Origin of the sequence: Pseudomonas sp., assembly GCF_030684895.1 — a bacterium.
GTDB lineage: Bacteria > Pseudomonadota > Gammaproteobacteria > Pseudomonadales > Pseudomonadaceae > Aquipseudomonas.
Genome location: NZ_JAUXXP010000001.1, coordinates 71977 through 96762, shown reverse-complemented (window position 1 = coordinate 96762; position 24786 = coordinate 71977). Strand labels below are relative to the sequence as shown.

Here is a 24786-nt window from a genome sequence, read left to right as displayed (position 1 = left end):
CAAATCATCAGCGCTGTCGAGTGTAGTGAGCGCAATTCCCGGCCATGTCTGACCGGGAAACCCGGGCAATCAGCATCGACCTGCCGCTTGCAGCAGGGCATTGCAGGTGCTGCCGGACGTATTGCTGCGTTGCCCGCTAGCGGCTGGCGTACCTGCCATAGGCGTGCAGATAGCGTCCGAATGTGGCGTCATGCCAAAGCTCATGGCCTTCTGGAAACTGGTGGCCGAGTACATGTAGCAGCGGTAGGTGCCGCCATCCTTGGTGTTGACGTTGTAGTTGATGCGCCCGCCGGTTTCTTCGGTGCGCTCGGTGATGCTGAACTGCCCGGTGGGTTGGCCGATGGCCTGGGACGTGCGTTGCTCCAGACCGCTTTGGTTGATGGTGGCGGCGCAGCCGGACAGTAGGAAAGCGGTGGTCAGTGCGGTGATTGGGCGAAGGTACATGGCAAGCTCCAATGTTTTTTATGGGTGCAACAAAGGGACGGACCAGCAGGTCCGGGTGGTAAAAATCGTCAAGTACGGTGGGTTGTGCAGGCGTTGATCAGGCCGCCAGCGTCGGGCTATTGGGCTTGCGCGCCACGATAAACACCCGCCAGTCTTTGCCCTTGCTGCCATGGCGCTCGACGGCCAGGATTTGCAGACCTTGCGCGGTCATGGCTGCCTGTAACTGGCGGGCGTCGAAACACAGCACAGGCGGCGCTTTGCCGATGGCGCGCAGCAGCGGCAGGACCAGCTTGGGGATCAGTGGGTTCATTTCATTCAGGCAGGGTGTCTTCGAGATCAGTAAGCCGCCTGGTTTAAGGGCATTAATGGCCGAGCTCAGCGCTTGCGGCAGATCCGTCACGAGATGCAACAGGTTGAACGCCAGCACGGCATCGTAGGCACCCTGCTCGGCCGCAGGTGCGTCGGCGTCGGCCACCTTGAAGTGCAGCTGTGGCATGGGTTGGCTGGCGAGTTTCGCGCATGCAATGGCAATCATCTGCTCGGCTACATCGGTGGCCACCAGCCGCCGCGTAGCGGGCGCCAGACGCAGGGCGGTGGAGCCGGTGCCACAACCGATCTCCAGCACCTCATTCTCCGTCGACAGCAAGGCTTGTACGCGCTGCAGCGTCCGCTCGTAACCGGCCAGGTCAGCAATCGGATCACTCGCGTACTTGCGCGCAATCCGGTTCCAGAAACGTGCCTTGTTGATCAAGGCAGCAGAGGTTGCAGCTGCAGTGCGTTGGTCGCTGGCGGAGATGAGGGGTGAGTGCATGGGGCGCGTCCTGTGCATGGATGTAAGGCGAGAGCCAACAACAGTGCGAATGCTATCCTTGCGCACCACTACAGGGTATTGCGATAAATTGCAGACAACATATGCATTTACGTATGGATAAGGTCGATTGGAATCAACTGCGCGCCTTTCTCGAGACGGCAGAGACCGGCTCGCTGTCGGCGGCGGCGCGCAAACTCGGCCAGTCGCAACCGACCCTCAGTCGCCAGGTCGCCGCCCTGGAGCTGGCGCTGGGCGTGACGCTGTTTGAGCGGGTTGGCAAAGCCATGGCGCTGACCACCACCGGGCAGGAGTTGTTGGGCCATGCCCGGGTGATGGGCGCAGCGGCGCATGAGTTGGGCCTCGCTGCCACCGGGCGCTCGGAAGAGGTGGAGGGTGTGGTGTCCGTGGCCACCAGCGACGCGGTGGCGGCGTACCTGATGCCGAAGATCCTCCTGCATATCCGCCAGGCGGCACCCGGCATCCAGGTTGAGGTGGTCGCTTCGGACGGTTTCAGCGACCTATTGCGCCGTGAGGCCGACATCGCCATCCGCCATGTGCGCCCCGAACAACCGGAGCTGATTGGTCGGTTGGTCCGGCAGAGTTCCGCCGGCTTCTACGCGTCCGAGAGCTGGGTGCGCGTACATGGCCTACCGCGTACGGCCGAAGAGGCTTTGCAGCATGACTTTATCGGCCTGGACCGCGCCGGCCATTACCTGCATCACCTGCACGGCCAAGGCCTGCTGCTGAGCAACACGAATTTTCGCAGCTACGCAGATAACTCCGTCACCTACTGGGAAATGGTCCGCCAGGGCCTGGGCATCGGCGCAATCATGGAGGAGATCGCGCGGGAAACCCCGGGCATGGTGCGCGTGCTGGAGGATGTCGCGCCCTTTCAACTGCCGATCTGGCTGGTCACCCACCGCGAGCTGCGCACGGCGCGGCGTATCCGTATCGTTTTCGATCTGCTGGCCGAGGTCCTGGCCTGATCCGTGTTCGCTGCAGTCAGCTAGCGATTGCAAGCGGCATGCGCTCCAGCAGGCTGAGGTCCAGGCGCAGCATGCGTACACAGCGCTCCTCGCGCAGCTCTTTGGGCGACTGGTTGCTGCGCAGGCGTAGCACCTGGCAGACCAGGTTGAGCACCAGCGCCTCGCGGCTAAATACGCCACTGCCGAGGTTGTAGAACGCCGCGATCAGCTCACGCAGGCCAAACGGCAGGCGCCAGCGGATGCGCAGCGCCGAGCCGAAACTGGCGGCGCGTTGCTGGAAGCTCTGGTGAATATCCTCATCGCGCAATACGCCGCCGGCGTCTTGCCAATCCTGCAGGCTGCGCAGCAAGGCCAGCTCGCCGATGTTGTGCAGCAACGCGGCGGTAAAGCACAGCTCGGCATCCAGTTGCAGCTCGCCAGCCAGCCAGCGCGCCAGTTCGGCGCTGCGTTGGGCACTGTCCCAGGCACTGCTGGCCAGCTCGGCCAGGCGTGGGTCGCTGAGCCGCGCATTGCGTTGCACGGCCATGCCCAATACCAGGTTCAGCGTGCGCGCCAGGCCCAGGCGTGGAAGTGCTTGGCTGAGGGTCTGGCAGGGTGCGCCCTGGTGCTGCGCGGCGCTGTTGGCGGCGGCGATCAGTCGCGCAGTGATCTGCGGGTCGCGGGCAAAGACTTCTTCCAGCTCGCGCAGGTCGCTGTCGTCACCATTCAGGCACTGGCTCACCGAGTCGCGTACCGAGGCCAGCAACGGCGCGCCCTGGCCCTCTTCACGCACCGCGTTGAGGTAGTCATCCAGGCTGTCGACCAGCAGTGGTGTGGCTACCATTGTTTCGTCGGCTGGGGTGCTGCCGAGTATGCCCAGCAGGCGCTGGCGCAGTTGTTCGGCATTGAACGGCTTGGCCAGGTAGGCCGCCGGAGCCAGTGGTCGCGCGGCGCGTACGCTGCTGGCGTCCAGACGGCTGCTGATCAGGATAAATGGCAGCGCCGGAGTGCGCGGATGGCGGCGCAACTGTCGCAGTAATTCCAGACCATCCAGGCCCGGCAGGTCGCCATCGGCAATCACCAAAGCGGGCAGGCGGCGTTTGCACTTGGCCAGCGCCGCCTCGCCATCGCTGACTCGGATAACCCGCGCATCGGCGCGCACATCGAGTACCAGTTGCACGAGCAGATCGGCAGTCCAGGGGTCTGCTTCGGCGATCAAAATCTCCGGAGCCTTGGCCAGGGCAGTCATGAAAACCTCAGGGGAAGCGTGATGGCAAAATAATGGCGTCAGCGGTATGACGGCGCGCAGTGTAAGGGCTGGCCACTTTAAAACCAGCGTCGGCCGACGAAGTGCTGAACAACTCGTCAACTTTCTTATGCGGTCTGAATAGGCCGTGCTAGAGCGGTCTGGTTGTCCTACAAAGCGCCGCAGAGGCAGCCGCTAAGGCTGTGTCGAGCGGCATGGTGCAGGCTATGAATTGTTATCTACCAATAACACCTGGCTATCAGCTCGATGGCCTACTCAATCGCCGAAAGCAAAAGACCCGCCGAAGCGGGTCTTTTTTATGGCTGGTCTAACGCTGCGTGCTTAGGCCAGTTCGGCGAAGCACTCGGCGATGATCGCCAGGCCCTTGTCGAGCAGCGCGTCTTCGGCGGTCAGCGGGACCAGTACGCGCAAGACGTTACCGTAGGTGCCGCAGGACAGCAGGATCAGGCCCTTGTCGCGTGCCTTGGCCACCACGGCAGCGGTCAGCGCGGCGTTTGGCTTGTGCAGGTCGCCGCCCTCGAACAGCTCGACGGCGATCATCGCACCCAGGGCGCGCACATCACCTATGGCCTTGTGCTTGGTCTGGATGGCTTTGAGGCCCGTGACCAGACGCTCGCCAACCGCCTTGCAGCGATCCAGCAGCTGCTCTTCCTCGAACACTTGCATCACGGCCAGGGCTGCGGCGCAGGCAATCGGGCTGCCGGCGTAAGTACCGCCCAGGCCACCTGGAGCGATGGCGTCCATGTATTCAGCCTTGCCGCACACACCGGCCACCGGGAAACCGCCGGCGATGGATTTGGCAAAGGTGGTCAGGTCGGCGGCAACGCCCATCTGCTCCATGGCGAAGAAGGTGCCGGTACGGCCGGCGCCGGTCTGCACTTCGTCGGCGATCAGCAGGATGCCGTGCTGATCACAGAGGGCGCGCAGGCGCAGCATGAAGTCTTTCGGCGCGACGTAGAAACCGCCCTCGCCCTGCACTGGCTCGATGATGATCGCGGCGATATCGCGCGGCTCGGCGTCGTTCTTGAAGATGCGCTCGATGCTGGCGATCGCATCATCCGTGCTCACGCCATGCAGCTCGCACGGGTACTGAGCGCGGAAGATGCCGCCGGGCATCAGGCCCATGCCGGCCGAGTACGGCACGACCTTACCGGTCAGACCCAGGGTCATCATGGTGCGGCCGTGGTAACCGCCGGTGAAGGCGATCACGCCAGCGCGGCCAGTGGCAGCGCGGGCAATCTTCACCGCGTTTTCCACCGCTTCGGAGCCGGTGGTGACCAGCAGGGTCTTCTTGGCGAAATCGCCCGGGACCTTGGCGTTGACCTTCTCGCACAGCTCGACGTAGGGCTCGTACGCCAGCACCTGGAAGCAGGTGTGGGTCAGCTTGGTCAGCTGTTCCTGCACCGCAGCAATCACTTTCGGGTGCAGGTGGCCGGTGTTGAGTACCGCGATGCCGCCGGCGAAGTCGATAAATTCGCGACCTTCAACGTCGGTCACGGTGGCGTTCTTCGCCGACTCAGCGAAGATCGGGTGGATCTGGCCCACGCCGCGCGGAACGGCAGCGGTGCGGCGTTGCATCAAGGATTCGTTGGTCTTGCTCATGATGTCCTCATTCGCCGATTTATCTCGGCGTGGTTCAAGGATGTGTCACCGGCGGCGGCTTGGCAGTATTCGATGATCGACTGTCTCAGCACGCTCGGCCACAGCTATGTCCATATAAAAGCCGAAGGCGCAGCGCTCTCGTGCGTCTTCGGCGGGGTTACTGCTACGTCGCCAGGATTAGATACCCAGGCAGAGGTATTTGATTTCCAGGTAATCCTCAATGCCGTACTTCGAGCCTTCACGGCCGAGGCCCGAAGCTTTCACGCCGCCGAACGGCGCGACTTCATTGGAGATCAACCCGGTGTTAACGCCGACCATACCGTATTCCAGGGCTTCCGCCACGCGGAACACGCGACCCAGGTCGCGGGCGTAGAAATACGAGGCCAGGCCGAACTCGGTGTCATTGGACATGGCGATCACGTCGGCCTCGTCCTTGAAGCGGAACAGCGGTGCCAGCGGGCCAAAGGTTTCTTCCTTGGCCACTGCAGCGTTGTTCGGCACGTCGACCAGAATGGTCGGCTCGAAGAAGCTGCCGCCCAGTGCGTGCGGCTTGCCACCGGTGAGCAGGCGCGCGCCTTTGCTCAGGGCGTCGGCGATGTGTTCCTGGACCTTGGCCACGGCCTTGTCGTCGATCAGCGGGCCGGTAGTGGTGCCTTCATCCAGACCGTTGCCGATCTGCAGCTTGGTCACAGCGGCGGCCAGCTTCTCGGCGAAGGCGTCATATACGCCGTCCTGAATGTACAGGCGGTTGGCGCAGACGCAGGTCTGGCCGTTGTTGCGGTATTTGGAGATCAGCGCACCTTCGACGGCTTTATCCAGGTCGGCGTCATCGAACACGATAAACGGCGCGTTGCCGCCCAGTTCCAGCGAGACCTTCTTGATGTCCTTGGCGCATTCGGCCATCAGTTGGCGACCGATTTCGGTCGAGCCGGTGAAGCTCAGTTTGCGCACGATCGGGTTGCTGGTCAGCTCACCGCCAACTTCGCCGGCGCTGCCGGTGACCACACTCAATACGCCTTTCGGAATGCCGGCACGCTCGGCCAGAGCAACCAGGGCCAGGGCGGAGAACGGCGTCTGCGACGCGGGCTTGATCACCATGGTGCAACCGGCGGCCAGAGCCGGGCCGGCTTTACGGGTGATCATCGCCGCAGGGAAGTTCCACGGCGTGATGGCCGCGGTCACGCCGATGGGTTGCTTGATTACGATCAGGCGCTTATCCGGCTGGTGGCCCGGAATCACGTCGCCATACACGCGCTTGGCTTCTTCGGCGAACCACTCAATAAAGGAGGCTGCGTAAACGATCTCGCCCTTGGCTTCGGCCAGCGGCTTGCCCTGCTCCAGCGTCATCAGGCGGCCGAGGTCGTCCTGGTTCTCGATCAGCAGTTCAAACCAGCGGCGCAACTTGTTCGAGCGCTCTTTGGCGGTCAGGGCACGCCAGGCCGGCAGCGCACGGTCGGCGGCTTCGATGGCGCGACGGGTTTCCGCTGCGCCCATCTTCGGCACCGTACCGATGATTTCGCCGGTGGCCGGGTTGTTGACCTTGATGGTCTGGCCGCTGTCGGCGTCCAGCCAAGTGCCGTCGATATAAGCCTGCTGACGGAACAGCTGGGTGTCTTTCAGTTGCATGGCAGTCTCCTAAATTCCGACACCCTGGTATCGGCACTTGCGCTGGGTGCGCCGCCAAGCGGCGCGTGTAGGTTCGGTGTGTGCACCCTGGCTGCTGATGTATGCCCCTCGGATGACCAATCACCCGGAATTGCACACAGTTTTAGCAAGAGCGTTTGAAATCTCAAACGAATCCTAGGGTCACAAGGGGTAAAGGGCAATAGCCTGTTCGAAAAAATTAACGGAATATTGCACGTATTCACCCGCTTTATGTGGCTAGACAGCTGGCCAGTCACTGCCGTGCAGAATTGCGAACAAGGCAGCAACATGGACGCCCGCCAGCGAGATGCGTATGATTGCGCCCGCGCTGCACCAGTAGCTCAGCTGGATAGAGTACTGCCCTCCGAAGGCAGGGGTCGTGGGTTCGAATCCCGCCTGGTGCGCCATCTTCAAAGCAAAAAGCCCCGGATGAAAATCCGGGGCTTTTTCGTTTGGCGATAACTATCGGGCAAATATCAAGCCGAAGGCCGCGCAGCGGTGCAAGCCCTGCGTGAGCAATGGATCGAACTCAAGCCGCTGCAGGATGCCTACGCCGCCTACCAGGCCAAGCACCTGGACGATGCCGAGGTGGATGCGAAGAACCAGGCCCAGCATGCCCTGCGCGCAACTTTCGACCCTTTCTTCGCCGGCCTGCATGCCAACCTCAAGCGTCTGGACAAGGCCGTGCGCCAGCACGAAAAGCGCCTGGCCGAAGCCGCCAAAGCCGAAGGCAAACGCGGCAGCACCGACCGCGAAACCAAGGCGCTGAAAACCGCCCTGGAAAAACTTCATGGCGAAGTGAAGGGGGCGGAAAGCTACTTCCAGCATATTCACTGGCTGCAAGAGCGTTTTCCCGCTGCCCAATACGAAGACGTCACCGGCCTGTGCAAGCTGGCCAACCCGGAAGAAGTAAAAGAGCAGGACTACTCGCTCAACCCCGGCCGCTATGTCGGCGTGGTGATCGAGGAAGACGGCAAGACCGAAGAGGAATTTATCGACGGCCTGCTGGCCATGAATGACGAACTGACCCGCCTCAACAGTGACCCGGCGTATCGACGAGCTGCTGGATGAAAGCGTGGTGGTGGATAACGCCGAAGCCTTCCATCAGCAAGAACCGCAAGGCGCTTACCAGATCGTGCGCAAGGGCCGCACCTGGGACCTGAGCAAAATCGACTTCGACAAGCTGCGCGAAGAGTTCAAGCAGACCGCCTATCGGCGGCGCGCCAAAGATCGGTTTCGAGCTTCTGTAACTGCTCTTTGGTCATTGGGTTCTGCTTGAGAGGTTCGGAGTGGTTCTATGCGCAATGGGCCGAAGTATTCCAAGGTTGGAGAAGAGGTGCCAGCCAAACCGTGCGTTGAATGAACAGTGCGCTCGGCACAGCGGTCTGCGGGGGCTAGTGGCAGTCGCCACTGATGCGCAGTCAATCTGTGAGAACTATCACAGCGATCAGTCAGAAAACTGACCGGCTTAGCAGCTTTAATTATGCTCGCGCGCTCGCTTATGCCGGTTTCCATTCAAGGTGACGGCGCATAGGAAAATCATCGAGTGCATGGATGCGCGAAACCATATCGAGCCGCTCGCATGTTTCGAGTTTTTCAGGGGTTACCACTCCCGCGTGTTCTCGCCCGCTACTTCTGCCTATCCCATGACGTTTACCCCTATGTCGAGCTGCCTCTGCGCGGCCTGGGTGACTGTGCGGCCGCTATTACGATTTTCCAGAATAAGGTTGAGAAATCATGCTTCGTGTAAGCCTGTTGTTGCTGGCGCTGGTTAATCTGACAGGTTGTCTGGATCTAGGTGGCGGCGGTGGTGGAAGCAGCAGTGGCGGCGGTAATAACACTGGCAGTCGTCCGCCGGCGACTGAGCCGCCCGTGGTTACGCCGCCGGTCGCGCCACCTGTGGTGCCGCCCGTTGAACCCCCGGTCGTGGAGCCGCCCGTCACGCCGCCAGTGATCCCTCCAGTAGAGCCGCCGGTGGTTGCGCCACCGCCTGGTGAGACCTTCCCCGAGCCGCCCGCTGCGGTGGTTGATGAGGTCAATGCGCAGGGCTTTTACGATGTTGCGGCAGACGGCCAGCCGCGCGCGGTGCGCAATGATCTGAGCGGTGATCTGGCGGCCATGCTGCAGTTCGTGCAGAGCCATTCGGTCGATCCGCAGGGCAACGAGGCGAAGAACATGCCGCGCCTAACCAGCGAGCGTGAGGCGCTGTTGCTGGTAACCCCGCTGCCGACAGAGCCGCTGCCGCAACAGCTGCGTGTGCAGGTGACGGTGGACGGTGATCTCAAAGGTGAGCTGGTATTGAGCGAGCCGGACCGGTTGCCCAGGGCGGATCGCACCGGGGCGGATAGTCGCCCTGATGTGGTTTATTCACGGCGTGCCTGGTCTGCGGTGTTGCCTTGGGATTGGGTCCGGCCGGGGATGAGCCTGCAGGTTATCGATGAGCGCGGCCGGCGTGGCGAGCGCAGCGCTGCGGCCTTCGATTTTGCCGCGCCGGCCGAGTTGGTGGTGCAGTCGATTCGCTTGGGCATGCTGACCGAGCCGCCTACCGGTAATGGTCACTGGTTTCGCGCACGCACTGCCCAGGCCGCTACCGAGTACTTCCAGACCGTGCCTGTGGCCCGTCTGCTGGCAAGCTATTACGAAGACGTCAAGCTGGATCGGGTGATGGTCGGCAGCGGCGTTATCTATGACACGGCGAGTGCGGTGAACGGCGATGTTTACAGCGGCGATATGCGTGAGAACACCGCTAAATCGACCTTCAGCACCGGGATCAATCTGGCCAATTGGGGTATCACCAGTGCGGGAATGGTCAGCCAGCAGCAGCCGCAACTGACGCAGAGCGCGGTGGCGCACCATGCTGCCGGCAATTACACCAATGGCGTACAGAGCCATGGATTGAGCGGTGGCAATGGCATCCTCACGCTGTACAGCTCGGTGGGGAATGAATTCAGCCATGAAATCGGTCACCACTACGGCATAGGCCATTATCCGGGCGAGAAAGACGGCAACTATTTTCTGGCCGTGCATCATCACGACAGCGGCTGGGGCTATATCGCCTACCGCAAGCGCATGCGCGCCAACCTGCTGTGGGCGCGTAACAAGAGCGCAGCCATGAGCGGTACACCGCTGTTTGCCGACGCCTATGCATTTGCGCCTGATGCCATGTCGGGCGGCGATTTCACCAGTGCGTTGTCCAGCTATACCCATTACACCGGCTACAGCACCAAGAACTGGATTCAGCCCAACCTGAATAACCGTGCAGTCTGGGCAACCGATTCGCCTACGGGCTACCGCAAGTGGGATGCGAGCACGCGAAAGATGGAGGTCAACCAGCCCAAGGTGCCGAGCTCGAATCAGGTCTGGTACAACAGCGCCGATGGCAACTACCGCAAGCCACGTCTGTTCGGGGTGCCGGTTTTCACTCTCCTCGGCGGCTATGACCCGGTGGCCAACAGCGGCGTGCTCTACCCGGCGCTGCGTGGTAACTGGGGCCAGGTATATGACCTGCCTGCCCCCAATGACGCTGCGGCCAGCAAGCAGTGCTGGTTGAAAGTAGAGTTTGTCGGCGGCGCCAGCCAGCGCATCGCCATTGCTCCGCTGCGCATGGGCAGCAACGCCAACAAGCTGCATATCAACCTGGCGCAGGCCGAGCGGCCGCTGGCGGCTACCCTGCAGTGCCGCGAGGCACCGGGCGACAACCCGGTTGATCTGGCCAGCCTGGCCATTGCTCAGGGCTTACCCGCGATGCCGGCTCCCGTAGTGGTGGGTCGCGAGGAGCGTTTCAAGGCGCTGTTCAACGAAGAGCGGCCGAAGCTGCAAGCGGCGTTGGAGGCGATTGCCAACCAGCCGGTGCTGGCCTTAACCGGCGAGGCTCGTCTGCTCTATGACAGCTATGCCGAGCAAACGGAGGGGCTGTCGGCGACTGCTCTGCAGGTGATGCAGCGGCTGAAAAGTCAGGAGGAGCGTGCACTGCGCCTGAACCGCTGGCTGGATGCCCATGGTTCTCGACTGGCGAGCAGTGATGCCGCGCGCGCGGCACTCGACGCGCTATTGCTAACCCTGCAGTTTGATCAGCGCCCTCTGCTCCCAGCGCCGCAAAGCTTCACCATGAACAATGGCAACTGTGTACGCGCGGAGCTGAAGGAGGGTGTGTGGAGCCCCTACGTAGCGGCCAAGGCGCAGTGCGCGGGCGGAGTTGATGAACAGTGGCTGGTCGATGCCAGCGGGCGTATTCGCAGCGTTGCACAGCCGAGCAAATGCCTGACGGCAACCAACGACATCAGCCTCAGCGACTGCGATGCGCAGCGCGATACACAAGCCTGGGACTTTGCTGCTCTGCCCCAGTTGAAGTACGCCGGGCGCTGTGTGGACCTGTCCCAGGGCTTCCTCACCAATGGCCGTGGCAAGCTGATCATGTACGGCTGCACCGGCGGGGTTAATCAGAAGTGGTTTGGCTTGTCGCTGAATGACCATGCCTTGCTGCCGCTGCTGAAGAGCCGCAACCTGATGAGCTTTATCGACTACGCACAACGGCGAGATCCCGTGCCGAGCCTATGACCGAGTGCAGCGTAGCCACCCGGCGCATCAGGGTTGCTATAAGCCGAGCGGTGCTGGGTTTGTGCCTGGCATTTCCGGTGGGCGCGGTGCAACTGCCGAGTGATCTGCTGCCTGCCGATCCGCCGTGGATACTGCCCTCGGCAAAGCCCCTGACGGGCCTTGAGCATTGGCAGCTGCATGGCCTGTTTCGCCAGAGCAGTGGCGGCGGTTGGGCGTTGCTCAGCATCGGTCAGGTGGCCGCGCAGCGGGTTGAGTTCGACGCGGTATTGCCGGGTGGCATACGCCTGGCGGCCATCGAGAATGAAGGCATCTGGCTGCAGCGCGGTCAGGCGCGAGCCTTTCTGCGACTCGGCGGCACGCTGCAAGCGAGTGTGGTCAGCGAGGTTGTCACCGATGCGTCTCCGCCGCCTGCTGCGCCTTCAGCAACCTGCCAGCAGTACCTGTCCGGCGGGGTGCCGTTGGAGGAGTTGGCAGCCCTGGGAGTGTGCCCGCCGGGCAGCACGGGTTTGTAACTGCTGCGCTATAAATGCATCGGGACAACCAGCCCCTTGCTGCGGTAATCATCTATATGAATGCCAAAGGCGCCGCTGCTGTGCACTTCGTGGATGCGGTAGGGTTTGCCGCTGGGGTCGTTGGCGGTTTTTCCCAGGTCGATGATGCTTTCCTTGCAGGGTTGCTTCTGCCCGTCGAGCACGCGCAGTACCCTGGGTTTGAGTTTGTTGCCAGGTGGGCAGCCGATGATGATGCCGACTTCGCCATTGGTCAGCTCGACGATTTCCCCTGGCGGGTAGATGCCGACCATGCGGATAAAACTGCTAACAATCTCTTCGTCGAAATGGCTGTTGACCGCCTCCAGCAAGATGCGTAGCGACTCCAGGCTGGATTTGCCCTTGCTGTACACGCGGTCGCTGTTGATCGCGTCATAGCTGTCTGCCACGGCGATGATCTTGGCGAAGTAAGGGATCTTGCTGGCATTCAGGCCGCGCGGATAACCCTGGCCATCCAGGCGCTCATGGTGTGAGTAGGCGACGTCGACGGTGGCGGCGGTGACCTGCTGGTTGCTCATCAGCAGTTTGCGCCCTTCGGCAGCGTGGCTCTGCATGATGCACAGCTCTTCGGCGGTCAGCGCACCGGGTTTGTTGAGGATCTCGTTGGGCACCTTGATCTTGCCGACATCGTGGAGCATGCCGCACACGCCAATCTGTTCGAGCTGATAAGCCGGCAGGCCCAGCTCCTTGGCCAGGGCAATCGAGAGAATGGAGACGCGCAGCGAATGTTCGGCGGTATAGGCGTCGCTGTTCTTAATGCGTGCCAGCCAGAGCATGGCGGCCGGGTTGCGCAGGATGCTTTCGACACAGTCTTTGATGACGGCTTTGACCGCTTCAACATCCAGCTCCTGGCCGAGCTTTACCGCCTGCAGAATCCGCAACGACTCTTCGCGCGCGGCGTTCCAGGTGGGGGCGGCCTGGAGCATTTCCAGGTTGAAATCGACCTTGGCGATGACCGGCTGCAGTGCTTCCGGCTGGGCGATATTGGCCGCGACCTGATCATGCACGGCGACGGATTGCCGAGCATCCACCCAGACGTAACTGCAGACTTCCTGCAGCAGGCGAATGTCCTGTTGCTGACGAATGCGAAAGCCTTGAAAGAGAAAGGTGGTGTCCGTCCATGGTCGGTCCAGTTCGACCACGTACATACCGATGGTCAGGTTGGCTGCGTCGACTTTGATGCGGTCCGCTTTGGCTTCGTCGGCCATGGAGGCTCTCCAGGGGAGTAGCTGGGTGATGGCCATTAGCTACCCATGCCGTGCGGGCAGCAAATTGCATTTGCCTATTGGTGGTGTGGGTTTTCCGCGCGCGTTGAGCAAGTGCCGCACCCGCCTTGAAGATTAGCCACGGAACCGCCGTTGTGTGGTGCTGCGCGGGCTAATGGCGGATTAATTTTGCAGACCCAGGCGTTTGGCCAGGCGGATCAGGTTGGCGCGGTCGATGCCCAGCTCGCGGGCGGCGGCGGCCCATTTGTGCTGGTGGCGGCTGAGGGCCTGGCTAATCAGCTGCTTCTGGTAGGTGTCGAGGGCTTCGCGCAGCGGCAGTTCGCTGTGCGGCTCTGCTGCGCTTTGAGTTGCAGGTGTTGCGGCGGCTTGGCTGGTCGGCAGGTCCAAGTGCGCGCTGTCGACGCTGAGGATGCGTGGGCGCTCGCTGCAGCCGGCCAGGGCCTTGAGTGCAGCGCGGCCGATCAGGTGTTCGAGTTCGCGCACGTTGCCCGGCCAGCTGTACGCCAGCAGGCTGGCCTGGGCTTCGGCAGTCAGGCGCAGGCTGCGTAGGCCCAGACGGGCGCGGTTTTCTTCGAGGAAGTAGCCGGCCAGCAGCAGGACATCGCGGCCGCGTTCGCGCAGTGCCGGGACTTTCAGCGGGTAGACGCTGAGGCGGTGATAGAGGTCGGCGCGAAAACGCCCGGCGCGGACTTCCTCGGCCAGGTCGCGGTTGCTGGCGGCCAGCACGCGCACGTTGACCCGCTGTTCCTGGTCGGCACCGACCCGTTGCAGCTGGCCGCTCTGCAGCACGCGCAGCAGCTTGGCTTGCGCGGCCAGCGGCAGTTCGCCGATTTCATCGAGAAACAGGCTGCCGCCATCAGCCAGTTCGAACTTGCCACGCCGCTCGTTGTGCGCGCCGGTAAAGGCGCCGCGCACATGGCCGAACAGTTCGCTTTCCACCAGGTTGTCGGGCAGTGCCGCGCAGTTGAGGCTGATCAGCGGCTTGGCTGCGCGGGGCGAAGCGGCGTGCAGGGCTTCGGCGACCAGCTCCTTGCCGACCCCGGTTTCGCCGCTGATCAGCACGCTCAGCTCGCTGTTGCCGACCAGCGCAATCTCCGCTGCCAGGCGCTTGTGCACGGCGCTCTGGCCGATCAGTTCACGCGGGCGTTGCTGGCCTGCGGCCTGTTTGTAGGCCTCGGCCAGCTGGTGCTGATCCTCGGCGCGTTGCAGCAGCGCGTTGATCCGTTCACTGGCCATCACGGTGGCAGCGGCCAGGCTGGCAAAGGCCTGCAGGTTGTCCAGATCGACCCGGCCGAAGCTCGCCGGGTCCAGCGAGTCGAGGGTCAGCAGCCCCCAGGGCTGGTCCTGCACATACAACGGGCAGCCGAGGCAGTCATGCACGGGCAAGTGGCCGCGATGGCCGTCGACCAGGCCGTCATAGGGGTCGGGCATGTCGCAGTCGGTGGCAAAGCGGGTCGGCCCGCGTTGCGCCAGAAGCGCCTGCAGGCGCGGGTGTTCGCTGAGCTTGAAACGCCGGCCGAGGGTGTCGGCGCTCAGTCCCTCCACGGCCAGCGGAATCAGTACATCGCCATCGAGCTTGAGCAGCGCCACGGCATCGCACGGCAGCAGCTGCCGCAGCGCTTGGAGCAGGCGGCGATAGCGCTCGACTTCCGGCAGCTCGCGGGACAGATCGGCGACCAGGGGAATCAGCGCGGTAAGCAGTGGATTTGCTGTCATAAGGACACGATAGTTGTCATTAAGACTCATAATGTCTGCTGTCATAAAGACATAGGTATTTATAAGTCTATGATTTGTATAAATAAAATAATTGGCACGATTCCTGTAATAACCAGAGTGATATGAACCGAAGCGCTGCGCAAGTGCAGCGTGTCGCCCTGACGAGGAAGCACTATGTTGACCCCTGCCCAAAACGCCCTGATCAAAGCCACCGTACCGCTGCTGGAAAGCGGCGGTGAAGCACTGACTCGGCACTTCTACCAGATGATGCTGAGCGAGTACCCCGAGGTGCGCGCGCTGTTCAATCAGGCGCACCAGGCCAGCGGTGGCCAACAGCGTGCCCTGGCCAATGCGGTGCTGATGTATGCCCGGCATATCGACCGGTTGGAGGCGCTGGGGCCGTTGGTTGGGCAGATCGTCAACAAGCATGTGTCGCTGCAGATCCTGCCCGAACATTACCCGATTGTCGGCAGCTGCCTGCTGCGGGCGATTCGTGAAGTGCTGGGTGAAGAGATCGCCACCGATGCAGTGATCGAGGCCTGGGCTGTGGCCTATGGGCAGCTGGCGGACATCCTGATGGGTGCCGAAGAGGCCGCCTACAACGCCAACGCCAATGCCGAGGGTGGCTGGCGCGGCGCGCGCAGTTTCCGCCTGAGCCGCAAGGTGCTGGAGAGCGAGGAGATCGTCTCGTTGTACCTGGTACCGGCCGATGGCGGCGCTTTGGTGGATTTCCAGCCGGGCCAGTACATCGGTTTGCGTCTGCTGCTAGACGGCGACGAACAGCGGCGTAACTACTCGCTGTCGGCCCTGAGCAATGGCCGCGAGTACCGCATCAGTGTGAAGCGTGAGGTCGGCGGCAAGGTCTCCAATTACCTGCATGACCAACTGCAGGTCGGCGACAGCCTGGAGCTGTTTGCCCCGGCGGGGAATTTCGTCCTGCGCGAGTCGGCCAAGCCGCTGGTGCTGATCACGGCGGGCGTCGGCATCACCCCGGCGCTGAGCATGCTGGAGGCGGCGCGCGACAGCGGCCGCGATATTCACTTTATCCACTGCGCTCGCCACGCCGGTGTGCACGCCTTCCGTGATTGGGTGGAGGCGCAGCGCGCTGAGCGTCCGCAACTGCGTCACTACGTGTGCTACAGCGAGCCGCGTGAGGGTGATGCGGGCGATGCCGAAGGCCTGCTCAGCCTGGAACAGTTGGCTGAGTGGCTGCCCGAGCAGCGCGATCTGGATGCCTACTTCCTCGGCCCCAAGCCGTTTATGGCGCAGGTCAAACGCCATCTGCACAGCCTCGGCGTGCCGGCGGCGCAGAGTCATTACGAGTTCTTTGGTCCGGCCAGCGCGCTGGATAGCTAAAACAGAGGCTTAACAGCCTGGGAGGTGATTATGTTGGCGTATCTGTCCTGCCCATCGCGGGTACTGCAACTGGCGAACCGCATGCTGCTGGCCGGCGTGCTGCTGTTGCTCAGCGGCCTGCTGGGCGCCTATGGCCTGGAGGCGCAGCTGAGCATGGGCAGCCTGGTTACGGCGCACTCGCTGACGATCATTGGTCCAGGCCTGCTTAAGCTCGGTTATGTGCTGCGCCTGGCCGCGCAGCAACATCTGCGCAAGCAACAGGAGCCTTGCTGTGTGGCTGCGTGACCGGCAGCGCGAGCTGAGCATTGCGCCGCTTTGGCGGCTGGGCTTTCGCCCGTTCTTTCTCGGTGGCGCGCTGTTTGCCGTATTGGCGATTGGCCTGTGGGCGGCGGCATTGCTGGGTTATCTGCCGGGTTGGCAGCCGGTGGGCGGGAGTTTGGCCTGGCACCGGCATGAGCTGCCGTTCGGTTTTGCCGGGGCGATTATTGCCGGCTTTCTGCTTACCGCTGTGCAGAACTGGACGGGGCGGCCGGGGCTGAGTGGCTGGCCGCTGGCGGCACTGTTCAGTCTCTGGTTACTGGCGCGACTGGCCTGGCTGCTCGGTGCGCCGTTGCCACTCTTGCTGGCGCTGCAACTGCCCTTTCTGCCGTTGCTGGCGTTGTTGCTTGGGCGGCAACTATGGGCGGTGCGCCAATGGTGCAACTACCCGCTGGTGGTCGTGGTGTTGCTGATGGCCGGCTGCGAGTGGTTGCTGCTGTATGGCCTGACGCTGGGTGATGGTGCCTTGCAGCGGCGCGGTGCATTGGCCGGGTTGTGGCTGATTGCTGCGCTGGTGAGCGTTATCGGCGGGCGGGTGATTCCGTTCTTCACCCAGCGTGGTCTCAATCGACTGGCACCTGTTGCTCCAAGGCCGCGCCTGGATCTGCTGGTGCTGCTGTTGTCGCTAAGCCTGGCGCTGCTATTTGCCAGTGGTCTGGCCTTGCAGCCATCGCTATGGATGTTGCCGCTGTTGCTGGTTTTGGTTGCGCTGCATGGTTTGCGTTTGTGGCACTGGTACAACAGCGGAATCTGGCGCGTGCCGCTGCTGTGGTCATTGCACCTGGCCTACGCCTGGCTACCGCTGGCGTTACTGGCTTTGGCGGCCTGGCATGCCGGTTGGCTGCACAACGCCAGCCTGGCCTATCACGCCCTGGCGCTGGGTACGGTCGGCGGGGCGATTCTGGCGATGCTCGCGCGGGTCAGTCTCGGTCATACCGGCCGGCCGTTGCAGCCACCTGCGGTGATGGGCTGGGCGTTTGCCAGCCTGCAGCTGGCCGTGCTGGCGCGGGTGCTGCTGGTGCCGTTTGCGCCGGCTGCGGGAGTGGGGCTTTCCAGCCTGCTGTGGATCGTGGCTTTTGCCCTGTTCATACGCCACTACGCGGTGATGTTCTGGACGGCGCGGGTGGATGGGCAACCGGGTTAGTGCGTTCTACAGCACCCCAGCTTCACGCAAGGCGGCAATCTGCTCTGCGTTTAGACCCAGGTGGCGGGTGAGTACCTGCTCGGTGTGTTCGCCCAGCAGCGGTGGAGCGTTGCGGTATTGCACTGGGGTTTCGGACAGGCGCAGTGGGCTGGCGACCTGTGGTGTCGTGCTGCCCAGGCTGTTGGGCAGGTCGAGGCGCAGGCCGCGGGCTTGTACTTGCGGGTCGGCAAACACCTGGGCCAGGTCGTTGATCGGCCCGCAGGGTACGCCGGCAGCTTCCAGCAGCGTCACCCATTCGGTAGTGGTTTTGAATACCGTGGCCTGACGCAGCAGCGGAATCAGCTCGGCGCGATGGGCGACGCGAGCCTTGTTCGAAGAAAAACGCGGGTCGTCGGCCAAAGCCGTAAGGCCGGCGACCTCGCAAAGTTTGCGGAATTGCCCGTCGTTGCCCACGGCAATGATGAAGTTGCCATCGGCCGAGGGGAAATCCTGATAGGGCACGATATTCGGGTGGGCGTTGCCCAGGCGTTTGGGCGAGATGCCGGTGTTGAGGTAGTTCATTGCCTGGTTGGCCAGGCAGGCAACCTGCACGTCGAGCAGTGCCACGTCGATATGCTGACCGATGCCGGACTGTTCACGCTGGTTGAGCGCCGCCAACACACCGACCGTGGCGTACAGGCCGGTGAGAATATCGGTAAGAGCGACGCCGACCTTTATGGGGCCGGCGCCCTCCTCGCCGTCGGGCTTGCCGGTCAGGCTCATCAGCCCGCCGAGGCCCTGGATCATAAAGTCATAGCCGGCGCGCTTGGCGTAGGGCCCGTTTTGCCCGAAGCCAGTGATGGAGCAGTAGATCAGCCGTGGGTTGATGGCTTTTAGCGTGGCGTAATCGAGACCGTAAGCCGCCAGGCCGCCGACCTTGAAGTTCTCCAGCAGCACGTCGCAGTTCTGCACCAGCTCGCGCACCAGGCGCTGGCCTTCCGGCTGGGTGAAATCCAGGGTCACCGACTGTTTGTTACGGTTGGCGCTCTGGAAGTAGGCCGCTTCGCGCGAGTCGTTGCCGTCTGCATCTTTCACATAGGGCGGGCCCCAGTGGCGGGTGTCATCGCCTGAGCCGGGGCGCTCGACCTTGATCACCTCTGCACCGAGGTCACCGAGAATCTGCCCGGCCCAAGGCCCAGCCAATACGCGGGACAGGTCGAGTACGCGGATATGGGATAGGGCGCCGGGCATGGTGAGCCTCGTAAAAATGAAAGGGTATGAATCGGTTTAAGATCGTCGCGAGCGCAGGTCAGGCAAGGCGAAAACAGGTGAGGAAGCGGAGTTGACTGCAGTCAATGAGCATTCCGAACCTGTTTTCAACGCAGCATTACCAAGCGCAGCAGATATTCAACCGATTCTAGAAGAACGCCTGCAGGCCGGTCTGCGCCCTGCCAAGGATCAGCGCGTGGACGTCGTGGGTGCCTTCATAGGTGTTCACCACTTCCAGGTTGACCAGGTGGCGGGCCACGCCGTACTCGTCGCTGATGCCGTTGCCGCCGAGCATGTCCCGGGCCATACGGGCGATATCCAGGGACTTGCCGCAGCTGTTGCGCTTCATCATCGAGGTGATTTCCACCGCGGCGGTGCCTTCGTCCTTCATCCGGCCGAGGCGCAGGCAACCTTGCAGGGCCATGGTGATCTCGGTCTGCATGTCGGCGAGTTTCTTCTGGATCAGTTGGGTCTGCGCCAGCGGGCGGCCGAACTGTTTGCGGTCGAGGGTGTACTGCCGCGCGGTGTGCCAGCAGAACTCGGCCGCACCCAGCGCGCCCCAGCTGATGCCGTAACGGGCGGAGTTGAGGCAGGTGAACGGGCCTTTCAGACCGCGCACGTCGGGGAAGGCGTTTTCTTCCGGGCAGAACACGTTGTCCATGACGATTTCACCGGTGATCGACGCACGCAGGCCAACCTTGCCGTGAATCGCCGGGGTGCTCAGGCCTTGCCAGCCTTTTTCCAGCACAAAGCCGCGAATTTCACCCGCGTCATCCTTGGCCCAGACCACAAACACATCGGCGATCGGGCTGTTGGTGATCCACATCTTCGCGCCGGTCAGGCGGTAGCCGCCGTCGACCTTCTTCGCGCGGGTGATCATTGAGCCTGGGTCGGAGCCGTGATCCGGTTCGGTCAGGCCGAAGCAGCCGATGTATTCGCCGCTGGCCAGCTTGGGCAGGTACTTCTGCTTGGTCGCTTCGTTGCCGAATTCGAAGATCGGCACCATCACCAAGGATGACTGCACGCTCATCATCGAGCGGTAGCCGGAGTCGATGCGCTCGACTTCGCGGGCGATCAGGCCGTAGCACACGTAGTTCAGGCCGCTGCCGCCGTATTCGGCGGGAATGGTGGCGCCGAGCAGGCCGGTGTCGCCCATCTCGCGGAAGATTTTCGGATCGGTCTGCTCATGGCGGAAGGCTTCCAGTACGCGCGGGGCCAGCTTGTCGGCGGCGAACTGCTGGGCGCTGTCACGCACCATGCGTTCTTCTTCGGTCAGTTGCTGGTCGAGCAGCAGCGGGTCGATCCAGTTGAAGCTTGCCTTGGCCATCGCGAAAACCTCGAAATCAGTCAGTGATAGGGCGGGTATCTGCGCAGCCGCGCTGCGCTCGCCGGTGAGTGGATTGATCCTAGGCCGCTTGTGGCAGGCAGGCAAACGAGTATTGCGCACGTAGTTGTGCGAATTGCTCACTTCGAGATAGCTTTAATCAGTCTATTTAATAGCTCTAAGTGAGAGTGACGCACAGATGCGCCGCAAGATCCCCAGCACCGCCGCCCTGATCGCCTTCGAGTCCGCTGCTCGGCACCAGAGTTTTACCAAGGCGGCGCAGGAGCTGAGCCTGACTCAGGGCGCGGTGTGCCGGCAGATAGCCGCGCTGGAGACCTTCCTTAATATCGAGCTGTTCCGCCGTTCACGCCGTGGCGTGGTGCTGACGGAGGCCGGGCAATCCTACGCGCGGCGAGTGGCCGGGCAGCTGGATGCGGTGGAGCGCGACACCCTGGCGGTGATGGGCCAGCAGGGCGCGATGAGCATCGAGCTGGCGGTGGTGCCGACCTTCGGCACGCAATGGTTGCTGCCACGTTTGAAGGACTTTCAGCGCCTGCATCCGCAGATCACGGTCAACCTGACCAACCGCACCCGACCCTTTTTGTTTGCCGATACCGAGTTCGACGCGGCGGTGTACTTCGGCGATGGCGACTGGTCCGGTACCCAGGCGCATTTACTCATGGGTGAGAACCCGATGCCGGTGTGCAGCCCGGCGCTACTGGCCGGGCAGGCGCAGCTTACCGCCGAACAGATCGCCAGCCTGCCGCTCTTGCAGCAGACCACGCGGCCCTACGCCTGGCGCCAGTGGTTCAACGCCCAGGGGCTGAATACCGCGCGGGACATGGCCGGGCCGCGTTATGAGCTGTTCTCCATGCTGGCCCAGGCGGCCATGCACGAGATGGGCGTGGCGCTGATTCCGCCGTTTCTGATTCGCCGTGAGCTGGATGAAGGTCGCCTGGTGATTGCCGCGCCGCTCAGCCTGCCGACCGACAAGGCGTATTACCTGATGATTCCTGAGCGCAAGTTGGAGTCGGCGGCATTGCTGCTGCTGCGCGACTGGTTGGTGCGCGAGGCGCATGCCTATGCCCTGGCGAATGGCTTGAAATAGACAACAGCTTGTCAGGTTGTTGGCGCAAAAGGCCGTCAAACCTTCGGCGGCAATTTGTCGGAAATTACTTTACCTCACGAGACAGGCCGCCTAGAGTGCGCGCCGGAGTTATGTTGACCCCGTAGTCAGCTATCTGAATGGCTACACTATCTCTGCGCTTGGCCGGTACTGGGTGTTGCATTTTTTGCACACAAACGCTGCTGCAGCCCAATGAAACAGCGCTTTATCCCGTAATAGTGGGCGCCGCCGTTGATCTGATGGCGCTGTATTTGTCTCGGGAATGGATAAGCGCTGTTTTGCCCCGGTGAATGCGCTACAGGCCTTGCCCCAAAAGGGCTGCCATGAATTAGCTGTCTGTAAGGTCATGCAGTGACTTGTAGTTATCACAAGGTTTTACTTCATAACGCCTTGAAGGCTATGGCTATCGCCTGCAAAATGCCGCGCCCCGCCATTGTGCAACTTTAGCCTGAGCGGGTTTGTGCTGATCCTCCCTAATGCCCGCGTGCCATCCGCAGTGCGCCGGTTCACCAAAAAGATCACGCAGGAGAATTGAAGTGCACATCGGTGTTCCTCTCGAAACCCATGCTGGTGAGACGCGCGTTGCCGCAACTCCCGAAACCATCAAGAAGCTGATCGGCCAAGGCCATCAGGTGACTGTTCAGACCGGTGCTGGCGTGAGCGCGAGCATTCCGGACAGCGCCTATGAAGCGGTTGGCGCGGCTATTGGTAGCGACGCCGCTGCCTTTGCTGCCGATCTGGTGCTGAAAGTGGTCGCTCCGACCGACGCTGAGCTGGCGCATATGAAAGCCGGCGCGGTGCTGGTGGGCATGCTCAACCCGTTCAGCAACGAGACCATCGCGCGCATCAATGCTCGCGGCGTGACCGCCTTCGCCCTGGAAGCTGCCCCGCGCACTTCCCGCGCACAGAGCCTGGACGTGCTCAGCTCACAGGCCAACATCGCCGGCTACAAAGCCGTGCTGCTGGCCGCGCACCACTACCCGCGCTTTATGCCGATGCTGATGACCGCTGCCGGTACCGTTAAGGCCGCGCGTATCCTGATTCTCGGCGCTGGTGTGGCCGGTCTGCAGGCCATCGCCACGGCCAAGCGTCTGGGTGCGGTGATCGAGGCTTCGGACGTGCGCCCGGCGGTGAAGGAGCAGATCGAGTCGCTCGGCGCCAAGTTCGTCGACGTGCCGTTCGAGACCGATGAAGAGCGCGAATGCGCCCAAGGCGTCGGCGGCTATGCCCGGCCGATGCCGGCGTCGTGGATGGAGCGTCAGGCCAAGGCGGTGCACGAGAAGGCCAAGCTGGCTGACATCGTCATCACCACCGCGCTGATCCCGGGCCGTAAAGCGCCGACCTTGCTGCATGCCGCCACCGTGGCGGAAATGAAGCCTGGCTCGGTAATCATCGACCTGGCTGCAGCGCAAGGCGGCAACTGCCCGCTGACCGTCGCCGAGCAGGTGGTGGTGCAGCATGGTGTGACCATCGTCGGCCACAGCAACCTGGCGGCCCTGGTGCCGGCGGATGCTTCGGCGTTGTACGCACGCAATCTGCTGGACTTCCTCAAGCTGGTCATCGACGGCGAAGGCAAGTTCCACCTCAACCTTGAAGACGACATCGTCGCCGCGTGCCTGATGTGCCGCGACGGCAACGTCGTGCGCACCAACGGCTAAGGGGAGTACCGCACATGGATATGATTTCCGACGGCATCTACAACCTGATCATCTTTGCACTGGCCATCTACGTGGGCTACCACGTGGTATGGAACGTGACGCCGGCCCTGCACACCCCGCTGATGGCGGTGACCAACGCAATTTCCGCGATCGTGATCGTCGGCGCCATGCTGGCTGCTGCCCTGACCGTGACCCCGTTGGGTAAAACCATGGGCACCCTGGCCGTGGCTCTGGCTGCGGTCAACGTGTTCGGTGGCTTCCTGGTCACCCGGCGCATGCTGGAAATGTTCAAGAAGAAAGCGCCTAAAGCGCCTGTGGAGAAGAACTGACCATGAGCATGAATCTGATCACTGTTCTCTACCTTGTTGCCTCGATCTGCTTTATCCAGGCACTTAAAGGGCTGTCGCATCCGACTACCTCGCGTCGCGGCAACCTGTTTGGCATGCTTGGCATGGGTTTGGCGGTGCTGACCACCGTTGGCCTGATCTACAAGCTCGGTGCTCTCTCTTTAGCACAAGGCAGTGCCACCGCCGGTATCGGTTACGTGCTTGTCGGCTTGCTAGTCGGCGGCACGGTCGGCACGATCATGGCCAAACGCGTCGAAATGACCAAGATGCCGGAGCTGGTCGCCTTCATGCACAGCATGATCGGCCTGGCTGCGGTGTTTATCGCCATTGCCGCCGTGGTTGAGCCGCAGTCCCTGGGTATTGTTGCAGCGCTGGGCGATGCGATTCCGGCCGGTAACCGCCTGGAGCTGTTCCTTGGTGCGGCCATTGGTGCCATCACCTTCTCCGGTTCGGTGATCGCCTTCGGCAAGCTCTCGGGTAAGTACAAGTTCCGCCTGTTCCAGGGCGCACCGGTACAGTTCAAGGGCCAACACTGGGTCAACCTGGCCATCGGCCTGGCGATTCTCGGTCTGGGGCTGGTGTACACCTTCATTGGCGACATCACCGCTTTCGCCATCCTGCTGGCCCTGGCCTTCGTGATCGGCGTGCTGATCATCATCCCGATTGGCGGTGCGGACATGCCGGTGGTGGTGTCGATGCTCAACAGCTACTCGGGTTGGGCGGCGGCCGGTATCGGCTTCTCGCTGAACAACTCGATGCTGATCATCGCCGGCTCCCTGGTGGGTTCGAGCGGTGCGATCCTCTCGTACATCATGTGCAAGGCGATGAACCGCTCGTTCTTCAACGTGATCCTCGGGGGCTTCGGCGGCGCAACTGAAGCAGCAGGTCCTGCCGGTGCTCAGGAAGCTCGCCCGGTTAAGTCCGGCTCAAGTGACGATGCGGCCTTCCTGCTGACCAACGCCGACACCGTGATCATCGTTCCGGGCTACGGCCTGGCGGTAGCCCGCGCTCAGCACGCGCTGATGGAGCTGGCGGAGAAGCTGACCCACCGTGGCGTGACCGTGAAGTACGCGATCCACCCGGTTGCCGGTCGTATGCCGGGCCACATGAACGTACTGCTGGCCGAGGCCGAAGTGCCTTACGAGCAAGTGTTCGAGATGGACGACATCAACTCCGAGTTCGGTCAGGCCGACGTGGTGCTGGTGCTCGGAGCCAACGACGTGGTCAACCCGGCCGCGAAGAACGATCCGAAGTCGCCGATCGCCGGTATGCCGATCCTTGAGGCTTATAAAGCCAAGACCGTGATCGTCAACAAGCGCTCGATGGCCAGCGGCTACGCCGGCCTGGACAACGAACTGTTCTATATGGACAAGACCATGATGGTCTTCGGCGACGCCAAGAAAGTCATCGAAGACATGGTTAAAGCGGTCGAGTAATCCTCGCTGCAGCGTTGTAGAAAAAGCCCGGCTCAAGAGTCGGGCTTTT

General features: G+C 62.4%; 21 protein-coding genes and 1 tRNA gene. 13 read left to right on the top strand and 9 right to left on the bottom strand.

Annotated features, from left to right (window positions below; genetic code table 11):
- Positions 1 to 69: 69 nt before the first annotated feature.
- Together Q8M42_RS00445 and Q8M42_RS00440 are read right to left on the bottom strand one after the other, a co-directional pair.
- Positions 70 to 444, bottom strand: a complete 375-nt coding sequence (locus Q8M42_RS00445) for a hypothetical protein (protein ID WP_304865676.1) — start codon at positions 442 to 444, stop codon at positions 70 to 72.
- 97 nt (positions 445 to 541) lie between these two features.
- On the bottom strand, positions 542 to 1255 hold the full coding sequence (locus Q8M42_RS00440; RefSeq protein WP_304865678.1) for a class I SAM-dependent methyltransferase: 714 nt from the start codon (positions 1253 to 1255) through the stop codon (positions 542 to 544).
- 113 nt (positions 1256 to 1368) lie between these two features.
- Here Q8M42_RS00440 and Q8M42_RS00435 point away from each other — a divergent pair, with 113 nt between their 5' ends.
- On the top strand, positions 1369 to 2241 hold the full coding sequence (locus Q8M42_RS00435; protein WP_304865680.1) for a LysR family transcriptional regulator: 873 nt from the start codon (positions 1369 to 1371) through the stop codon (positions 2239 to 2241).
- 16 nt (positions 2242 to 2257) lie between these two features.
- On the opposite strand, the gene Q8M42_RS00430 is transcribed toward Q8M42_RS00435, so the two are convergent.
- From Q8M42_RS00430 to gabD, 3 genes are all read right to left on the bottom strand, one after another.
- A complete protein-coding gene (locus Q8M42_RS00430) occupies positions 2258 to 3469 on the bottom strand; it encodes an HDOD domain-containing protein (protein ID WP_304865681.1) in 1212 nt (403 codons plus the stop codon).
- A 339-nt stretch (positions 3470 to 3808) separates the two neighbouring features.
- Complete coding sequence (gene gabT / locus Q8M42_RS00425; RefSeq protein ID WP_304865683.1) at positions 3809 to 5089, bottom strand: 4-aminobutyrate--2-oxoglutarate transaminase; 1281 nt, start codon at positions 5087 to 5089, stop codon at positions 3809 to 3811.
- Positions 5090 to 5266: 177 nt separating this feature from the next.
- Positions 5267 to 6715 (bottom strand): NADP-dependent succinate-semialdehyde dehydrogenase, encoded by a 1449-nt coding sequence (gene gabD / locus Q8M42_RS00420; protein WP_304865685.1) that lies wholly within the window; start codon positions 6713 to 6715, stop codon positions 5267 to 5269.
- A gap of 348 nt (positions 6716 to 7063) precedes the next feature.
- On the opposite strand from gabD, the gene Q8M42_RS00415 reads away from it, so the two are divergent.
- The 5 genes from Q8M42_RS00415 to Q8M42_RS00395 all read left to right on the top strand — a co-directional run bounded on the left by Q8M42_RS00415 (position 7064) and on the right by Q8M42_RS00395 (position 11802).
- Positions 7064 to 7140 (top strand) — tRNA-Arg (locus Q8M42_RS00415).
- A gap of 91 nt (positions 7141 to 7231) precedes the next feature.
- Positions 7232 to 7804 (top strand): N-6 DNA methylase, encoded by a 573-nt coding sequence (locus Q8M42_RS00410; RefSeq protein ID WP_304865687.1) that lies wholly within the window; start codon positions 7232 to 7234, stop codon positions 7802 to 7804.
- Positions 7773 to 8012 (top strand): hypothetical protein, encoded by a 240-nt coding sequence (locus Q8M42_RS00405; RefSeq protein WP_304865689.1) that lies wholly within the window; start codon positions 7773 to 7775, stop codon positions 8010 to 8012. Before Q8M42_RS00410 ends, Q8M42_RS00405 begins: the two co-directional genes overlap by 32 nt.
- A gap of 458 nt (positions 8013 to 8470) precedes the next feature.
- Positions 8471 to 11290: a M66 family metalloprotease gene (locus Q8M42_RS00400; protein WP_304865691.1), complete on the top strand. Its 2820-nt coding sequence runs from the start codon at positions 8471 to 8473 to the stop codon at positions 11288 to 11290.
- Between the two features lie 59 nt (positions 11291 to 11349).
- Positions 11350 to 11802 carry a hypothetical protein gene (locus Q8M42_RS00395; protein ID WP_304865693.1) on the top strand — a complete coding sequence of 151 codons (453 nt, stop codon included), beginning with the start codon at positions 11350 to 11352 and terminating at the stop codon, positions 11800 to 11802.
- 8 nt (positions 11803 to 11810) lie between these two features.
- Here Q8M42_RS00395 and Q8M42_RS00390 read toward each other — a convergent pair whose 3' ends face one another.
- The gene (locus tag Q8M42_RS00390; RefSeq protein WP_304865695.1) at positions 11811 to 13046 is read right to left on the bottom strand and encodes an HD-GYP domain-containing protein; all 1236 of its coding nucleotides are present in this window, start codon (positions 13044 to 13046) and stop codon (positions 11811 to 11813) included.
- A 180-nt stretch (positions 13047 to 13226) separates the two neighbouring features.
- A complete protein-coding gene (gene norR, locus Q8M42_RS00385) occupies positions 13227 to 14780 on the bottom strand; it encodes a nitric oxide reductase transcriptional regulator NorR (protein ID WP_304865697.1) in 1554 nt (517 codons plus the stop codon).
- 174 nt (positions 14781 to 14954) lie between these two features.
- Between norR and hmpA the strand changes: the two genes are divergently transcribed.
- The 3 genes from hmpA to Q8M42_RS00370 are packed head-to-tail and all read left to right on the top strand — an operon-like array spanning position 14955 to position 17598.
- Positions 14955 to 16136: an NO-inducible flavohemoprotein gene (gene hmpA, locus Q8M42_RS00380; RefSeq protein ID WP_304865699.1), complete on the top strand. Its 1182-nt coding sequence runs from the start codon at positions 14955 to 14957 to the stop codon at positions 16134 to 16136.
- A 30-nt stretch (positions 16137 to 16166) separates the two neighbouring features.
- Positions 16167 to 16421 carry a transmembrane sensor/regulator PpyR gene (locus Q8M42_RS00375; RefSeq protein ID WP_304865701.1) on the top strand — a complete coding sequence of 85 codons (255 nt, stop codon included), beginning with the start codon at positions 16167 to 16169 and terminating at the stop codon, positions 16419 to 16421.
- Entirely contained in the window at positions 16408 to 17598 is a 1191-nt protein-coding gene (locus Q8M42_RS00370) for an NnrS family protein (RefSeq protein WP_304865703.1), read from the top strand. Before Q8M42_RS00375 ends, Q8M42_RS00370 begins: the two co-directional genes overlap by 14 nt.
- A 6-nt stretch (positions 17599 to 17604) precedes the next feature.
- Here the strand turns inward: Q8M42_RS00370 and Q8M42_RS00365 are convergent, their stop codons facing one another.
- Both Q8M42_RS00365 and Q8M42_RS00360 read right to left on the bottom strand, forming a co-directional pair.
- Positions 17605 to 18828 (bottom strand): CaiB/BaiF CoA-transferase family protein, encoded by a 1224-nt coding sequence (locus tag Q8M42_RS00365; protein WP_304865705.1) that lies wholly within the window; start codon positions 18826 to 18828, stop codon positions 17605 to 17607.
- 166 nt (positions 18829 to 18994) lie between these two features.
- Positions 18995 to 20173 (bottom strand): acyl-CoA dehydrogenase, encoded by a 1179-nt coding sequence (locus Q8M42_RS00360; protein ID WP_160014009.1) that lies wholly within the window; start codon positions 20171 to 20173, stop codon positions 18995 to 18997.
- 196 nt (positions 20174 to 20369) lie between these two features.
- On the opposite strand from Q8M42_RS00360, the gene Q8M42_RS00355 reads away from it, so the two are divergent.
- The 4 genes from Q8M42_RS00355 to Q8M42_RS00340 all read left to right on the top strand — a co-directional run bounded on the left by Q8M42_RS00355 (position 20370) and on the right by Q8M42_RS00340 (position 24737).
- Positions 20370 to 21278: a LysR family transcriptional regulator gene (locus Q8M42_RS00355; RefSeq protein WP_304865708.1), complete on the top strand. Its 909-nt coding sequence runs from the start codon at positions 20370 to 20372 to the stop codon at positions 21276 to 21278.
- Between the two features lie 554 nt (positions 21279 to 21832).
- Positions 21833 to 22954 (top strand): Re/Si-specific NAD(P)(+) transhydrogenase subunit alpha, encoded by a 1122-nt coding sequence (locus Q8M42_RS00350; RefSeq protein ID WP_304865710.1) that lies wholly within the window; start codon positions 21833 to 21835, stop codon positions 22952 to 22954.
- A 14-nt stretch (positions 22955 to 22968) separates the two neighbouring features.
- Positions 22969 to 23283: an NAD(P) transhydrogenase subunit alpha gene (locus tag Q8M42_RS00345; protein WP_304865712.1), complete on the top strand. Its 315-nt coding sequence runs from the start codon at positions 22969 to 22971 to the stop codon at positions 23281 to 23283.
- A gap of 2 nt (positions 23284 to 23285) precedes the next feature.
- Complete coding sequence (locus Q8M42_RS00340) at positions 23286 to 24737, top strand: NAD(P)(+) transhydrogenase (Re/Si-specific) subunit beta (protein WP_304865714.1); 1452 nt, start codon at positions 23286 to 23288, stop codon at positions 24735 to 24737.
- Positions 24738 to 24786 lie beyond the last annotated feature (49 nt).

Coding starts and splice junctions, on each gene's coding strand:
- Q8M42_RS00445 (WP_304865676.1), bottom strand. CDS start 444: ATGTACCTTCGCCCAATCACCGCACTGACCACCGCTTTCCTACTGTCC.
- Q8M42_RS00440 (WP_304865678.1), bottom strand. CDS start 1,255: ATGCACTCACCCCTCATCTCCGCCAGCGACCAACGCACTGCAGCTGCA.
- Q8M42_RS00435 (WP_304865680.1), top strand. CDS start 1,369: ATGGATAAGGTCGATTGGAATCAACTGCGCGCCTTTCTCGAGACGGCA.
- Q8M42_RS00430 (WP_304865681.1), bottom strand. CDS start 3,469: ATGACTGCCCTGGCCAAGGCTCCGGAGATTTTGATCGCCGAAGCAGAC.
- gabT (WP_304865683.1), bottom strand. CDS start 5,089: ATGAGCAAGACCAACGAATCCTTGATGCAACGCCGCACCGCTGCCGTT.
- gabD (WP_304865685.1), bottom strand. CDS start 6,715: ATGCAACTGAAAGACACCCAGCTGTTCCGTCAGCAGGCTTATATCGAC.
- Q8M42_RS00400 (WP_304865691.1), top strand. CDS start 8,471: ATGCTTCGTGTAAGCCTGTTGTTGCTGGCGCTGGTTAATCTGACAGGT.
- Q8M42_RS00390 (WP_304865695.1), bottom strand. CDS start 13,046: ATGGCCGACGAAGCCAAAGCGGACCGCATCAAAGTCGACGCAGCCAAC.
- norR (WP_304865697.1), bottom strand. CDS start 14,780: ATGACAGCAAATCCACTGCTTACCGCGCTGATTCCCCTGGTCGCCGAT.
- hmpA (WP_304865699.1), top strand. CDS start 14,955: ATGTTGACCCCTGCCCAAAACGCCCTGATCAAAGCCACCGTACCGCTG.
- Q8M42_RS00375 (WP_304865701.1), top strand. CDS start 16,167: ATGTTGGCGTATCTGTCCTGCCCATCGCGGGTACTGCAACTGGCGAAC.
- Q8M42_RS00365 (WP_304865705.1), bottom strand. CDS start 18,828: ATGCCCGGCGCCCTATCCCATATCCGCGTACTCGACCTGTCCCGCGTA.
- Q8M42_RS00360 (WP_160014009.1), bottom strand. CDS start 20,173: ATGGCCAAGGCAAGCTTCAACTGGATCGACCCGCTGCTGCTCGACCAG.
- Q8M42_RS00355 (WP_304865708.1), top strand. CDS start 20,370: ATGCGCCGCAAGATCCCCAGCACCGCCGCCCTGATCGCCTTCGAGTCC.
- Q8M42_RS00345 (WP_304865712.1), top strand. CDS start 22,969: ATGGATATGATTTCCGACGGCATCTACAACCTGATCATCTTTGCACTG.
- Q8M42_RS00340 (WP_304865714.1), top strand. CDS start 23,286: ATGAGCATGAATCTGATCACTGTTCTCTACCTTGTTGCCTCGATCTGC.